The 14,835-nt window shown below is 64.0% G+C and carries 12 protein-coding genes; 5 read left to right on the top strand and 7 right to left on the bottom strand.

What is annotated here, in order from left to right; genetic code table 11:
* Positions 1-342 precede the first annotated feature (342 nt).
* Entirely contained in the window at positions 343-1,869 is a 1,527-nt protein-coding gene (locus OPIT5_05555) for a glycine-tRNA synthetase subunit beta (protein ID AHF89777.1), read from the bottom strand.
* 239 nt (positions 1,870-2,108) lie between these two features.
* Between OPIT5_05555 and OPIT5_05550 the strand changes: the two genes are divergently transcribed.
* Complete coding sequence (locus OPIT5_05550; protein ID AHF89776.1) at positions 2,109-2,570, top strand: tRNA methyltransferase; 462 nt, start codon at positions 2,109-2,111, stop codon at positions 2,568-2,570.
* A gap of 90 nt (positions 2,571-2,660) precedes the next feature.
* On the opposite strand, the gene OPIT5_05545 is transcribed toward OPIT5_05550, so the two are convergent.
* Together OPIT5_05545 and OPIT5_05540 are read right to left on the bottom strand one after the other, a co-directional pair.
* Positions 2,661-3,731, bottom strand: coding sequence for an inorganic phosphate transporter (locus OPIT5_05545; protein AHF89775.1), 1,071 nt, complete (start codon positions 3,729-3,731; stop codon positions 2,661-2,663).
* A 39-nt stretch (positions 3,732-3,770) separates the two neighbouring features.
* Entirely contained in the window at positions 3,771-4,409 is a 639-nt protein-coding gene (locus OPIT5_05540; GenBank protein AHF89774.1) for a phosphate transport regulator, read from the bottom strand.
* Between the two features lie 173 nt (positions 4,410-4,582).
* Here OPIT5_05540 and OPIT5_05535 point away from each other — a divergent pair, with 173 nt between their 5' ends.
* Both OPIT5_05535 and OPIT5_05530 read left to right on the top strand, forming a co-directional pair.
* On the top strand, positions 4,583-6,004 hold the full coding sequence (locus OPIT5_05535; GenBank protein ID AHF89773.1) for an adenylosuccinate lyase: 1,422 nt from the start codon (positions 4,583-4,585) through the stop codon (positions 6,002-6,004).
* A 208-nt stretch (positions 6,005-6,212) separates the two neighbouring features.
* Entirely contained in the window at positions 6,213-6,479 is a 267-nt protein-coding gene (locus tag OPIT5_05530; GenBank protein AHF89772.1) for a preprotein translocase TatA, read from the top strand.
* A 224-nt stretch (positions 6,480-6,703) separates the two neighbouring features.
* Here the strand turns inward: OPIT5_05530 and OPIT5_05525 are convergent, their stop codons facing one another.
* Both OPIT5_05525 and OPIT5_05520 read right to left on the bottom strand, forming a co-directional pair.
* Entirely contained in the window at positions 6,704-7,237 is a 534-nt protein-coding gene (locus tag OPIT5_05525) for a hypothetical protein (GenBank protein AHF89771.1), read from the bottom strand.
* A gap of 60 nt (positions 7,238-7,297) precedes the next feature.
* Positions 7,298-8,980 (bottom strand): permease, encoded by a 1,683-nt coding sequence (locus OPIT5_05520; GenBank protein ID AHF89770.1) that lies wholly within the window; start codon positions 8,978-8,980, stop codon positions 7,298-7,300.
* A gap of 452 nt (positions 8,981-9,432) precedes the next feature.
* On the opposite strand from OPIT5_05520, the gene OPIT5_05515 reads away from it, so the two are divergent.
* Complete coding sequence (locus OPIT5_05515) at positions 9,433-9,927, top strand: Fur family transcriptional regulator (protein ID AHF89769.1); 495 nt, start codon at positions 9,433-9,435, stop codon at positions 9,925-9,927.
* A gap of 162 nt (positions 9,928-10,089) precedes the next feature.
* Positions 10,090-11,883: a GTP-binding protein LepA gene (locus tag OPIT5_05510; GenBank protein ID AHF89768.1), complete on the top strand. Its 1,794-nt coding sequence runs from the start codon at positions 10,090-10,092 to the stop codon at positions 11,881-11,883.
* A 241-nt stretch (positions 11,884-12,124) separates the two neighbouring features.
* Here OPIT5_05510 and OPIT5_05505 read toward each other — a convergent pair whose 3' ends face one another.
* On the bottom strand, positions 12,125-13,462 hold the full coding sequence (locus OPIT5_05505) for a glycoside hydrolase family 10 (GenBank protein ID AHF89767.1): 1,338 nt from the start codon (positions 13,460-13,462) through the stop codon (positions 12,125-12,127).
* 44 nt (positions 13,463-13,506) lie between these two features.
* Entirely contained in the window at positions 13,507-14,835 is a 1,329-nt protein-coding gene (locus tag OPIT5_05500) for a glycoside hydrolase family 10 (GenBank protein AHF89766.1), read from the bottom strand.

The raw sequence follows: 14,835 nt of genomic DNA, 5'->3' as shown, positions 1-14,835 counted from the left end.
TACCGCGCCGGGGCGAGAAGGATCGCCCTGAAGGAACATCCTTTGCATCAAGCAGAAAACGTAACCCGGGGTTGAGCCCTGCCGGTGAATTTGCCTCACTCGCCTGTTGTCCTGCTGCTTCATGGCCCGTTCCCGCATCACCGAAATCGAAGGCTTTGAACGGGAAGTGAGGGACCTGGAGTCACCTCGCATTGCGAAAGTTTTTTCGATAACGGTCTCCCGGCTTATCGGGAAAACGCCGATCCCTGATGCTTTCGAAAAACAAAGCCGAAGCGTGCAGGCTTCGGCTTGGGAAGGGAGAGGCTGCCCGCAGCCATGCGGCGGCGGGGAGAGGACGGCGGTTCAGTAAACCTGCTCGTCGAGCAGGGTGAAGAGTTCGGCCTCGGTGATGCGTTTTTGCTGCATCGTGTCGCGCTCGCGGAGCGTGAAGGTGCCGTCTTTTTCGATCGTATCGAAATCGATCGTCACGCACCACGGGGTGCCGATCTCGTCCTGGCGGCGGTAGCGGCGGCCGACGGCGCCGGACTCGTCGTAGAAGGCGGCGTACTTGCGCTTGATTTTCCTGTAGAGTTCCTGCGCGCGGGCGACGAGCGGCTCCTTGTTTTTCAGGAGCGGCAGCACCGCCACCTTGACCGGCGCGATGCGCGGCGAGAGGCGGAGCACGACGCGTTTCTCCACGTTGCCCTTCTCGTCCTTCACTTCCTCCTCGGCGTAACCGGCGCAGAGCGCGGCGAGGAAAATGCGGTCGAGACCGACGGCCGGCTCGATGACGTGCGGCACGAATTTTTTCTTCGTGGCCTCGTCGAAAATATCCTGCGGCTTGCCGCTGTGCTGCGCGTGCTGGTTGAGGTCGTAGTTGCCGCGCGCGGCGATGCCCCAGAGTTCCTGCACGCCGAAGGGGAACCGGAACATGATGTCCGTCGTGCCCTTGGAGTAGAAGGAGAGCTTGGCCTTCGGGTGGTCGTATTCGGAAAGGTGTGACGCAGGCAGGCCGATGCTCCTGAGCCAGCCGGCGCACCAGTCGATCCAGTAACGGTGCCACTTCGCCCAGTCGTCGTCCTCGTGGATGAAAAACTCCATCTCCATCTGCTCGAATTCGCGGGAGCGGAAGATGAAGTTGCGCGGGGTGATTTCGTTGCGGAATGACTTTCCGGTCTGCGCGATGCCGAAGGGCAGTTTCACGCGGCCGGTGTCCACCACGTTCCTGAAATCGACGAACATGCCCTGCGCGGTTTCCGGGCGGAGGTACGCGATGGCCGAGTCGTCGCGCAGCGCGCCGACGTACGTCTCGAACATCATGTTGAAATCGCGCGGCGGCGTGAGGCTGCCGGGTTCGCCGGTGGCGGGGGAGGGGATCAGCGGAATCTGTTCGGGCGTGGCCTCGGTGAACTCCTGCGGCTTGACCGGGGCGAGCGCGCCCTGGATGGCCTTCTTGCGTTTGAACGTTTCGGCGGCGGCCTGGAGTTCGCCTTCGGTGTTTTCGCTTTCGAGCGCGGAAACGTAGCCGTGGGTGGCGCCATCGACGATGACGGCGGCGAAGAAGAGCTGGTCGGCGCGGTAGCGTTGTTTGCTGACCTTGCAGTCCACGAGCGGGTCGGTGAAGCCGCCGACGTGGCCGGAAGCGTGCCAGACCTTGGGGTGCATGATGATGGAGGACTCGATGCCGACGACGTCGTCGCGGCGGCGCACCATGTCGTTCCACCAGCAGTCGCGGATGTTCTTTTTCAGCTCCACGCCGAGCGGTCCGTAATCGAAAAACCCGTTGAGGCCGCCGTAGATTTCGGAGGACGAAAACACGAAACCGCGGCGTTTGCAGAGCGAAACAACGGCTTCCATCAGGTTGGATGACTCGGAGGGCTGCGTGGACATAAAGGGTCTTGTTAAGCAGCCGGACGCGCCGGGGTCAATGGCGGGAAACAGGGGAGCGGCGGCGGGGTGTGGCACGGCCATCCTGGCCGTGGACGGCGCGCAGCGCCGCCTTTGTCCGGAGCGAAACACGGGCTGGAAGCCCGTGCCACGTCGGCATCATGGGCAGGATGCTCAGGCCACTTTTGCACCTCTCTTGACTCGCCGGCACTTTTTCGCGCCGCTTGGCGCGCGCATCCGCCATGATCCATATCGTCCTGTTCCAGCCCGAGATCCCGCAAAATACCGGCAACGTCGGCCGGATGTGCGCGCTCACGCGTTCGCGGCTGCATCTGGTCCATCCGCTGGGTTTTACCATTACCGACCGGCACTTGCGGCGGGCGGGGATGGATTACTGGCATTCGCTCGACGTGCATCATCACGCGGACTGGGCGGCCTTCCGGGCGAGCCCGCACGCGCCGCGACGGCTGTTTTTGTTCACGACAAAAACGGAGCGGTCGTTCTGGAGCGCGGCGTTTGCCGACGGCGACGGACTGGTGTTCGGCAACGAGGGTCACGGCGCACCGGACTGGCTGCACGACGAGATCGGGGAGGCGCAGCGGCTGACGATCCCGCACGCCAACCCGGAGCTGCGTTCGCTCAACCTGAGCACGGCGGCCGGCATCGCCTGTTACGAGGCGTTGCGGCAGGTGGGGATGGGCTGAAACGCCGAAACGCCGAAACGCTGAAAACTGAAAAGCTGAAATCAAACCGGCGGCAGCGTGGACGCGCTACCATGGCCGAAGCCCTGTTTTTCACTTCATGCCGAAGCCGTGCATGATTTCCGAAGCGCCCCAGCCGATCAGGCCGGTGACGGGGAGCGTGAGCACCCACGCCCAGACGATGCGGGAAACGATGCCCCATTTCACGGCGCTGAACCGCTTGGTGGCGCCCACACCCATGATCGAGGTCGAGATGACATGCGTCGTCGAGAGCGGCACGCCCACGTGCGAGGCAGCCTGGATGATGAGGGCGGCGGTGGTCTCCGCGGCGAAGCCGTGGACAGGCTGGAGCTTCACCATCTTGTGGCCCATCGTCCGGATGATGCGCCAGCCGCCGCCCGCCGTGCCGGCCGCCATCGTGAGCGCGCACGTGATCATGACCCACTTGGGCACATCGAAGGTCGGCGTGTCGAGAAAGTGCAGCCAGCCCGGAAGATTCTCGAACGCGCCGGACTGGGTGCCGGTGAACAGGGCGAGGGCGATGATGCCCATGGTCTTCTGCGCGTCGTTGGAGCCGTGGCTGAAACCCATCCAGCTCGCGCTCACGAGCTGGAGTTTGCCGAAGACGGCGTTGATGATCCTCGGCGTGAGTTTTTTCAGCACCGCGTAGAGAAACAGCATGAAGATTGCCGCCCCGATGAAACCGACCACCGGCGAGGCGAACATCGGCATCACGATTTTCGGCCAGAGACCTTCCTGCATGTGGTGCTCGGGATTGTAGATCGACCACTTGAGGACGCCCCAGTTGCCGTGCGCCGTGGAGAGCGCCGCGCCGCACAGGCCCCCGACGAGCGCGTGGCTGGAGCTGGAGGGCAGGCCGAGCCACCACGTGAACAGGCCCCACACGATGGCGGCAATGAGCGCGCCGAGCACCGTGGTCATGGTGATGGCTTCCGCCGCCACGAGGCCGTTGCCGATGGTCTTCGCCACGGCCGTGCCCATGAGCGCGCCGAAAAGGTTGAAGAAGGCCGCCAGCATGATCGCCTGGCGGGGCGTGAGCACCTTGGTCGAGACGACAGTGGCGATGGCGTTGGCCGCGTCGTGGAAGCCGTTGATGTATTCGAACACCAGGGCCGCCACCAGAACCACGAGAAACAGGGTCATCGGTCTAAAGGAGGGAGTGGGAGGGGAGGGCGCGGCGGCTCAGGAGTATTTCAGGACGATCTGGAAAACGACGTTGCCGGCATCGCGGCAGCGGTCGATGGCCTTTTCGGCCATTTCGAAGAGCTCCTGGAGAATGACAGTTTCTTTCGCGTCATAGGGGCCGTGGTAGAGCTCCTTGAGCTGGCCGAGCATGACCTTGTCGGCCTGGCCTTCGGCGTACTGGAGGCGTTCGTTGGCTTCCTGCACGCCTTCGAGCTTCGCGCCCTTGCGAAGCTGTTTGACCATGAAGACGACGGCCTCGGCGGCCTGGCCGAGCAGCTCGGTCTGGCGCTGGAAACCCTCGCGCGGGAAACGGCCCGGATAGATGGAGAGGCGCTCGACGAGTTTTTCGGCGATCTTGGGGATGCGGTAGAGCGCGCGGGAAAGTTCCTCGATGTCTTCGCGCTCGATCGGGGTGACGAAGGTTTTGCAGAGCTCTTCGGTGATCTGCTGGGTGATGCGTTTGTCCTTGCGGCGGCTCTGGATAAAATCGTCAAGGTCGCCCGCCGAGGTAAACGATTCGCTGCGTTTGAGATAGGTCGCGAGAAGTCGGGTGCTGACAAGCGCTTCTTCGGCGCTGGCCTCGAGAAGGTCGTAGAACTTCTCGTCTTTTCCGAACAATGATTTGAGCGAAAACATCAGGGGTGCTGCGTAGCAAATGGCCTGACGTTGTAAAAGCTGAAATCCGGGATGCCGGCACTGCGCGCTTCGCGCTGATGAAGAATGACGAATGCAGAATGTCCGGTTTCCGCGTTTCCGTCCGGTTTCGCCTTTCATTCTTCATTCTTCATTCTTCATTCTTCATTTTTTCCATGTCCACCATTCCGAACGTCCTCGCCGAACGCTACGCCTCGCCACTCGTCAAAGCCCTCTGGTCGCCTGCCGGTCGCATCGCTCTGGAGCGCGATTACTGGATCGCCGTGATGAAGGCCCAGCGCGACCTCGGGCTGGCCATCCCGGCCGCCGCCATCGCCGACTACGAACGCGTCAAGGACCGGATCGACCTCGCCAGCATCGACGCCCGCGAACGCGTCACGCTCCACGACGTGAAGGCGCGCATCGAGGAGTTCAACGGCCTCGCCGGGCGCGAACTGATCCACCTCGGCCTCACCTCGCGCGACCTCACGGAAAACGTCGAGCAACTGCAAATCGCCCGCTCGCTCGGCGTCGTCCGCATGAAGGTGGCCGCCGCGCTCGTGAAACTCTCCCGCCGCGCCCGGCAGTACCGCGGTCTCATGCTCACGGGCCGCACGCACAATGTGCCGGCCCAGCCCACCACGCTCGGCAAGCGCATCGCCATGGCCGGCCAGGAACTGCTCGCCGCCTTCACGCGCATCGACGAACTCGCCGCCCGCTATCCGGTGCGCGGGCTCAAGGGCGCGGTCGGCACGCAGCTCGACCAGCTCACGCTTTTCGGCGGCGACGCCGCCAAGGTCGCCCGTCTCGAGGCGCGCGTGCTGAAACACCTCGGGTTCCGCGTGTCGCTCTTCGCGGTCGGCCAGGTGTATCCGCGGTCGCTGGATTTCGAGGTCGTCTCGGCGTTGCACCAGGCGGGCGCGGCCGCGTCGAGCTTCGCCACCACGCTGCGCCTGATGGCGGGGCAGGGGCTCCTGACGGAGGGGTTCCAGAAGGGGCAGGTCGGCTCGTCGGCCATGCCGCACAAGGTCAACGCGCGCAACTGCGAGCGCATCTGCGGTTTTTCGACGATCCTCTCCGGCTACGTGACGATGACCGGCGCGCTCGCCGGCGACCAGTGGAACGAGGGCGACGTGTCGTGCTCGGTGGTGCGCCGCGTGGCGTTGCCCGATGCGTTTTATGCGATCGACGGCCTGCTCGAAACGCTGCTCGCCGTGCTCAACCAGATGGATGTGTTCGAGGCCGCCATCGCGGCCGAGAACGAGCGGCAACTGCCCTTCCTCGCCACGACCACGATCCTGATGGAGGCGGTCAAGGCCGGGGCCGGCCGCGAGACGGCGCACGCCGCGATCAAGGAGCACGCGCTCGCCGCCGCGAAGGCGATCCGCACGGGGCAGGGCAGCACGGACCTGACCGGCCTGCTCGCCGGCGACACGCGCCTCGGCCTGTCGCGGACGAAACTCGTGGCGATCCTCGCCGATGCGAAGCGCTTTGTCGGCGCGGCTCCCCAGCAGGTGGACACGTTTGTCCGCACCGTCGCTGCCGTGGCGAAAAAGGTGAAAGGCGCGGCAAGTTACGAGCCCGGCAAGCTGTTGTAACCGCCAGCGGCTCAGCCGCTGGCGGTTACAACAGGGTTCAGGGTTCAGGGTTCAGAGTTTAGAGTTCAGGGTTCAGAGTGGTTGGCAGGTGCCACATTGCCGAAACTCCAAACTCTGAACCCTACACCCGGACGCCGCCGCGTCAGCGGCGTCCGGCAAATCTGCGTTTCCCCCTTTACTCGGGCAGTCTCCGGGCCAGATTGATGGCATGACTCTTGATCTCCCCCTCCTCGCAGGGTTTATGGGCATCGGCGGTACCGAGCTGATTGTCATCCTCGTCATTGTGCTTCTGCTCTTTGGCGGTGCCAAATTGCCGGCGCTGGCCCGCGGTCTGGGTCAGTCGATCAAGGAGTTCAAGAAGGCCCAGGTCATGGATGAGGACGACGACGATGACGAGGACGGGAACGACCGGAAAAAAAAGACGGGTTCACCGAAACTCGCCTCGACTTCGAAAAAAGCGCCTTCCGACAACTGACGCGCCGACGGCGGAAAGCCGGAAACGAAAAAATCCCGCGCCTGCTGAATGCGCGGGATTTTTTGTGTCCGTTGACGGAGCGGCCGAAAGGAGCGGCGGCATTCCTGCCGCTGCGACGACGCAAAGCGTCGCCGGTTTGGAAAATTCGCGGCGTGCCACCCGCGGGGGGGCGAGGCGTGTTGCGCCTCGTCTGCAGCGGCAGGAATGCCGCCGCTCCTTTTTTATCACGATCGCGACGCGATCCGGCGGGCGACCTGGTCGATGATGGCCTGATCGTTGTTTCCGGCCCGCCAGACGAGCGAGAGGAACTCGGCAGGGTAGATGTCGTTGCTCTTGAAAAAATGGCGGTCGCCGCCGCAGCAGTACATGAGCGAGGCGGGCAGTTCGCCGTGAAGCTTGGCGCGGGCTTTGGGGATGATGCGGGGGAGCCAGACGATGCCGGCCACCGAGGCGTCCTTGGGCGGCAGCGAGGCCTCGTCGAGGAGCGGGCCGGGCGACGGTTGCCCGCCCTGGATGTTGAGGAAATAGTCGCGACGCACCCCTTCGATGCCGAGCGCGATGTCGTAGCCGGGTTCGCCGTCGCCGTTCTGGTCCTCGGCGTAGTCGTAGAGGTGTTGCGGGGTGATGCCGTTGGCGGCGAGCCACGCCTGTTCCTGTTCGTTAAAAAAGGTATCGGCGCCGCGCTGGCCTTTGGCGTAGAGGCCGACGGCCTTGTCGTAGAGCACGCGAAATGTCCGGGCGAAGGTGTAGTGTTTCATCGCCGCGCAAGGTTGCCGGAAACGGTGACGATGCAAATCGCGGGAGGCGGTCGGCGCCGCTCACCCGCCGGTCGCGGTCTTGTAGAGGAGAAACACCAGGAGCTGTCCGGTAAAAATGCGCAGCAGCATGGTCAGCGGGTACACGGTCGCGTAGGCCACGCCGGGAGCATCGCTGCCGGTGGACTGGTGTGCGAAGGCGAGCGCGGGCGGATCGGTCATGCTGCCGGCGAGCATGCCGCAGAGTTCGGCGTAGTTGACCTTTTTCCAGAGCCGCGCGGTCACGGCGACGACGAGGAGCGGCACGATGGTGATGACGGCGCCGTAAAGCATCCAGCGCAGGCCGTCGGCGCCGAGCAGCACGGACACGAATTTCTCGCCCGACTTGATGCCGACCGCCGCCAGGAACATCGTGATGCCGATCTCGCGCAACATGTGGTTGGCGTTGTGCGGCATGTGCCAGACGAGCGGCCCCGTCGTCGTCAGGCGCGAGAGCAGGATGGCCACCACGAGCGGTCCGCCGGCCAGGCCGAGCTTCACCGCCGCCGGCAGGCCCGGGATGAACAGCGGGATCGAGCCGAAGAGCACGCCGAGGGCGATGCCGAAGAAAAACGGCATGGGCTGCGGCAGGTCGAGCGCCTTGCGCGAGTTGCCGAGATCGGCGGCCACGGCCTCGATCTGCGCCGGCTCGCCGACCACCATGAGCACGTCGCCGAACTGCAGGCGGAAACCGGGCGCAGGCGTGAACTCGAGCCCCTGGCGTTGTACCCGCGTGACCACTACATGGTGTTGCGCGAAGGTGGAGAGGCCGGCCAGCGGTTTGCCGAAAACGGCCGACTTGGTCACGATCAGGCGCTGGTTGGTCACCGTGCCGGGGATCGTCTTGAGGTCCACGCCGGTTTCGGCGCCGATGACGATTTTCACGGAATCGAGTCCGGCCTCCGGGCCGACGGCGTGGAGGATGTCGCCGAGCTGCAGGCGCGTGTCGGGCCGGGCCACCTCGACGACGCCGCTGCGCGAGAAGCGCGAGATGACCACGCCCGAGCCGGCGAGGCCGGGGACTTCCGAGAGCTTGCGGCCGTCGAGGTTGACGTTGCGCACCTCGAAGTTGCGGGTGGTCGGTTTCGGCACGGAAGGCAGGTGGGAGGCCTCGGCGTCCTCGACTTCCTTTTTCACATTCACCCGGAACCATACGCGCACGAGGATCATCGTGAGGATGATGCCGATGATGCCGAACGGGTAGGCGATGGCGTAGGCGAGACCCTGGATGGCGGTGGCGTCGTCGGGCGCGCCGACCTCCCCGAGCGCCTGCCCCGCCGCCGCGAGGCTCGGGGTGTTGGTGGTGGCGCCGGAGAGCAGGCCCACGCCGGCGGGCACCCCGACCATGCCGGTGCCGATCCACAGGGCGGCGACGGCGACGCCGAACAACACGATGGCCGCGGCAAAACCGTTGAGGATCAGCCCGCGCGAACGCAGCGAGGCGAAAAAACCGGGCCCGATCTGCAACCCGAGCGTGTAGACAAAAAGAATCAGCCCGAACTCGCGCACGAATTCGAGGACGTTGTGATCGAAACTCAGCTTGAAGTGCCCGAGCGCCAGTCCGGCGAAAAGGACGCCGGCCGCGCCGAGCCCGATGTTGCAGATTTTTATTTTTCCGAGAGCGATGCCCGCGCCGCCGGCGACTCCGAGAAGGATGACCGTGCGGGCGACGGATTCATGAGCGAAGAGGTTTTGAAGCCATTCCATAAAGACAGATAGACAAGGCATGACCGGCGCACAGGAGGGTGCGGTGTGGCAACCGGGAAAGTTGGTGTGTGTTAGCGGGGCAATCTGCTACCGGGGCCGGCATATCAGGTAAAGGATAACCATGAGGGAGCTTCGCCGGAGCGGAAAACCGGAGAGACAAAACCGTGAGCGGATCACCCTGACCAGGGGAAAAACTCTCCCGTGCCACTCCGGCGCCTCCGCATCCGGCGAAGTCCTCAAAATTGCGGACGCCGGGACGGAGTGCGGCCCCGCAGTCGCTTGCGGAGCGAACGGGGACGGCCCGGCGAAAACTGTGAACGAACATCGAGCGGCCACGAGGTGAATCCGGCCGGCGCGAAGGGCGCGATCTTTTTTTGGCATCGTTATGCCAAAATTAGCAAATGTGCGCGGCGCATTGACCGGCGCTTATCGATCTGCCTGATTTTGTCGCCGTGCCACCGATTACCGCCCAAGGGAAACGCATTCATGCCACGCGCCAGCGCGCCGCCATCGCCGAAGTCATCGCCGAGGCGGCCGGGCCATTGACTGCCGAGGAGGTGTGGACGCTGGCGCGCCGCCGGTTGCCGCGCATCGGGTTGCGGACAGTGTTTCGCAATCTCCAGGAGCAGGTCGGGGAGGGCGCGCTCGCGCGGGTGAGTTTTCCGGGGCAGCCGACGTCCTACGAAAAGCCGACGCCGCGACATCATCCGCACTTTTATTGTCTGAGGACGGGCCGGATCTTCAGCCTCGACTGCGAGACGCCGGACGTGCGCGCGCAATGCCCGTTGCCGCCGGGTTTTGTGGCGGTGGGCTGTGAGGTGACGATTTTCGGCTACAGCGCGGGCGCGGCCGCCGGGGCAATCGGAGCGACCGGAGCCGCCGGAGCGACGGAGCCACCTGCGCGGCCGGCCGTCCGCCGCGGGCGGAAGTCCCCGGCCAAGCCGTAAGCCTCAGCCCGGCCGGTCCGGGGACGGTTCTGCCGGGGGCTCCCCCCCCCCGATCCCCCGAATTTCGCCGCTTGAAAGCTGCGGGCCACCGTCCACGCTGGGCAGTTTCATCCGACGCCCGCCTCTCCGTATCGCCGGACGGCAGGCGCACCAACTGCACTCATGGACGTTTCGCTCACTCGCAATTTTTGTATCATCGCCCACGTCGATCACGGCAAGACGACGCTCTCCGACCGCCTGCTCGAATACACCAACACCGTCGCGCAGCGTGTCATGACCGACCAGCACCTCGATGCGATGGACCTCGAACGCGAGCGCGGCATCACCATCAAGAGCCACCCCGTCGCCATGGTTTACCCGGCCAAGGACGGCCACCGCTACAAGCTCAACCTCATGGACACCCCCGGCCACGTGGACTTCGCCTATGAAGTCTCCCGGTCGCTCGCCGCCTGCGAAGGCGCCGTCCTCCTCATCGACGCCGGCCAGGGCGTGGAGGCCCAGACCGTGGCCAACGCCCACCTCGCCACCGCCCAGGGTCTCAAGATCATCCCCGTCATCAACAAGATCGACCTCCCCTCCGCCGACCTCGACCTCTGCACCCAGCAACTCGAGGACATCCTCATGATCCCCGCCGAGGAGGCCATCCTCGCCAGCGGCAAATCCGGCATCGGCATCGAGGAGATTCTCGAAGCCGTCGTGCAGCGCATCCCGCCTCCCCGCTGGGCCGATTACCCGCAGACCCGCGCCCTCGTCTTCGATTCCCTGTACGACTCCTTCCGCGGCGTCATCACCTACGCCCGCGTCTTCTCCGGCTCCCTCAAGGCCGGCGACCAGATGACGCTCATGAGCACCAACCAGCGCTCCGAAATCAAGGAAGTCGGCGTCTTCACCCCCAAGATGACCAAGCTCGCCGAACTCAGCGCCGGCGACGTCGGCTACCTCGTTTCCAACATCAAGGACCCCTCCGAGATCAAGATCGGCGACACTGTCACCCTCTCCCGCACCCCCGCTACCGAGATGCTCCCCGGCTACAAGGAAGTGCGCCCCATGGTCTTCTGCGGCCTGTATCCGCTCGAGTCCAACGACTACGAAAAACTCAAGGCCGCCCTCGGCCGACTCCGCCTCAACGACGCCGCCTTCCTCTACCAGTCCGAAAGCTCCGTCGCCCTCGGCTTCGGCTTCCGTTGCGGCTTCCTCGGCCTCCTCCACATGGAGATCATCCAGGAGCGCATCCGCCGCGAGCACGACGTGGAGATCATCTCGACCTACCCGAGCGTCGTCTATCACGTGAAACCGCACGGCAAGGACGAGATCGAGGTGGACAACCCCGTGATGCTGCCCGATCCCGGCACCATCGACTATATTTCCGAACCCACCATCAAGGCCGCGATCCACATCCCCAACGAGTCCATGGGCGACATCCTCGCCCTCGTCATGGAAAAGCGCGGCACCGTCGAGCACACCGACACCCTCGACGCCACGCGCGTCATGCTCACCTGCATCCTACCGCTCAACGAGATCCTCGTCGATTTCAACGACCGCCTCAAGAGCGTTACCCACGGCTACGGCTCCATGGATTACGAACTCGGCGAGTACCAGCCCGCCGACCTCGTCAAGATGGACATCCTCATCAACGGCGACCCCGTCGATGCCTTCGCCAGCATCGTCCACCGCGACAAGGCCGAGGGCAAGGGCCGCGAACTCTGCGAAAAACTCGCCGACATCATCCCCGCCCAGATGTTCAAGGTGGCGATCCAGGCCGCGATCGGCGGCAAGATCATCGCTCGCGACAACGTCAAGGAAATGCGCAAGGACGTCACGGCCAAGTGCTACGGCGGCGATATCTCCCGCAAGCGCAAGCTCCTCGACAAGCAGAAGGAGGGCAAAAAGAAGATGAAGCTCATCGGCAAGGTCTCCATCCCGCCCGACGCCTTTATCCAGGTGCTGAAGAACTGAGCGGGAGCCGTAAACCTGTTCGTTTTTTAACCACGGATTTCACGGATGGAAACCCGGATAAAGACAGGGAGTTTATTCCAGTCCCGATTCCTGAAAGCAGCTTTCCATCCGTGAAATCCGTGGTCAAAGCGAACGCCTTGAACGCCTCACTCTGCTTTTAACCACGGATTACACAGATAAAAACCGGATACTACACGTTTCCGGGAGTTGCCGTTCGGCATCGGGCCAAACGGCAGAGGGCTCACAGGCGGATGAGCTGACTGGCGGCCTTCCCCGGTTCGAGTGTGATTGAAGACTGGATACCGGAGTCAACGTTGCCGGATTCCGTATTGATGACATAGGAACCGTGGAAGCCGCGGAAACGGAAGCAACCGTCGGCGTCGGTAATCCCTTCCGTTTGGGTGCGCCATTCCCGGTGGATGAGATCCTGCAGAACGTGCCAGGCGGGCTTGGGGCGCATGTCGTCGAAAAGCAGTCCGGAATAAACCTTGTTTTCTCCCGGCGCGGCGCCGCCATCGGGGAGGTTCCACCAGGTGATGCCCTCGACCGTCGGATGGCTGAACCAGAGGCGGTAAAAATTGCGGGCGACGACCGCTTGGGCGTCGAGACCTTCGGCGGTATTGCCGGGGGCGGTGAGCGTGATTTCGCTGACGTGTAGCGGGAGTTTGAATCGCGCGTAGTGGTCGAGCGCCTTGAACAGGATTTCGGGCGTGCAGATTTGGCCGGAGAGCACTTTGCCGAGTTCGGCGTCGGAGAAAACGTGGAATTGAAGCCCGATGCCGCCGACGCGCCGCCCGGCGGAGAGGAGGCGCTCCAGCAGGAGGGTGAGGTCCCCCATCTTGTTCGTCCAGCCGTCCATCTTGCCTTGCGTCCAGGCGGGACTGATTTCGTTGACATCGAACCGGACATCGGGGGGAAAATGCTTTTCGGCCCAGGCGAAGGCTTTTCCCTCGTAATCGTCCGTCATGCGAATCCCGCGCGGCGTCCGGTCATAGAACGCCACCGGCTCGTTGAGCACATCCCAGCGCTTGATGCGGTCGCCGTAGCGGGCGGCGATTTCCGAGATGCGTTTTTCCCAGAACGGAGCGGCCTCGGCAGGATCCTCGGGCAGCCAGTCGGGGACGGACCATTTGCGCAAACACCAGACAAGCGTGTGGCCGTGCATGCGCAGGCCGCGCTCCTCGCAGAATTTCACGGCTTTGTCGGGTGGCGGCCGGCGGGCAATGGGCACGCTGTGCAGGCCAAAGCGCGGACGGCCTTGTTCGGGTTCGAGCGTACGCCAGTAGAAGGGAACCGTCGCGCCGTTGAAGAGTGCGCAGAAGGCCTCCTCGTATTTGCGGTTGAGTTCATCCAGCGGGTAATCCCCGAGCTTGAAAAGGTTGGCTCCGAAGTGAAAGGGCGAGTCGTGCTGGCGGACGCGGACCGTGACGCCGGGCATGGGTTTGCCCGTGAAGTCGGTTGTGCGGATGATGGCGTCGCTCTGGCGGTGGCGCCGGATGCCATCGTCGATGCGGGCCTGGAGCCCGGGGGCCGACCAGAGCTTTTCGTATTCGGTGGAAACAAGGGAATGGGGGTTCATGGCTGGATTTTATCCGTTCTTGTCAGTGCAGGTCATACGCGGTGTCACAGGCGGATGAGTTGTTCTGCGGTCTTCTCCGGTTCGAGGGTGATTGAAGACTGGATACCGGAGTCAACGTTGCCGGATTCCGTATTGATGACATAGGAGCCGTGGAAGCCGCGGAAGCGGAAGCAACCGTCGGAATCGGTCACGCCTTCCGTCTGCGTGCGCCATTCCCGGCGGACAAGATCCTGCAGGACGTGCCAGGCGGGCTTGGGGCGCATGTCGTCGAAAAGCAGTCCCGAATAAACCTTGTTCTCACCGGGAGCCGCGCCGCCATCGGGCAGATTCCACCAGGTGATGCCCTCGACGAACGGGTGGCTGAACCAGAGGCGGTAGAAATTGCGGACGACCTCGGCCTGGGCGGCGAGTCCTTCGGGAGAGTTGCCGGGGGCGGTGAGCGTGATCTCGCTGACGTGAATGGGCCGTCCGAAGCGGGCGTGGCGGTCGAGGACGGAGAGCAACGACTCCGGTGTGTAGGTCTCGCCAGCGAGAACCCTGGCGAGGTCGCTGTCGTTAAAGAGGTGAAATTGCAGGCCTATCCCTCCGACGCGACGGCCGGTGGCGAGGAGGCGTTCGATCAGGGCGACGTATTCATCGGTGTAGGCATTCCCTGCCCGCACGCCCCAGACCCCGGTCGTCTCGTTGATGTCGAGGCGGGCCTCGGCGGGCAGGTATTTTTCCGCCCATTCAAAAGAACGCGCCGCATAGTCCGGCTGCATGGGCAGGCCGACGGGTCGCCGTTCGTAGTGAGCGACGACTTCGTTGACGACATCCCAGCGCTTGATGCGGTTGCCGTAGCGGGCGGCGATTTCCGCGATGCGTTTTTCCCAGAACGGAGCGGCCTCGGCAGGATCCTCGGGCAGCCAGTCGGGGATGCCCCATTTGCGAAGGTTCCAGACGAGGGTGTGGCCGTGCATGCGCAGGCCGCGTTCTTCGCAGAATTTCACGGCTTTGTCGGGTGGCGGCCGGCGGGCAAGGGGCACGCTGTGCGTGCCAAAGCGCGGACGGCCTTGTTCGGGTTCGAGCGTGCGCCAGTAGAAAGGAACCGTCGCGCCGTTGAAGAGGGCGCAGAAGGCCTCCTCGTATTTGCGGTTGAGTTCATCCAGCGGGTAATCCCCGAGCTTGAAAAGGTTGGCCCCGAAGTGAAAGGGCGAGTCGTGCTGGCGGACGCGGACCTTGACGCCGGGCATGGGTTTGCCCGTGAAGTCGGTTGTGCGGATGACGGCGTCGCTCTGGCGGTGGCGCCGGATGCCATCGCCGATGCGGGCCTGGAGCCCGGGGGCCGACCAGAGCTTTTTGTATTCGGTGGAAACAAGGGAGCGGGTGTTCAT

This window comes from Opitutaceae bacterium TAV5, assembly GCA_000242935.3.
Classification (GTDB): Bacteria; Verrucomicrobiota; Verrucomicrobiia; order Opitutales; family Opitutaceae; genus Geminisphaera.
Note: the sequence above shows the minus strand (reverse complement) of the source record. Positions and strands in the feature narration are given on the sequence as shown.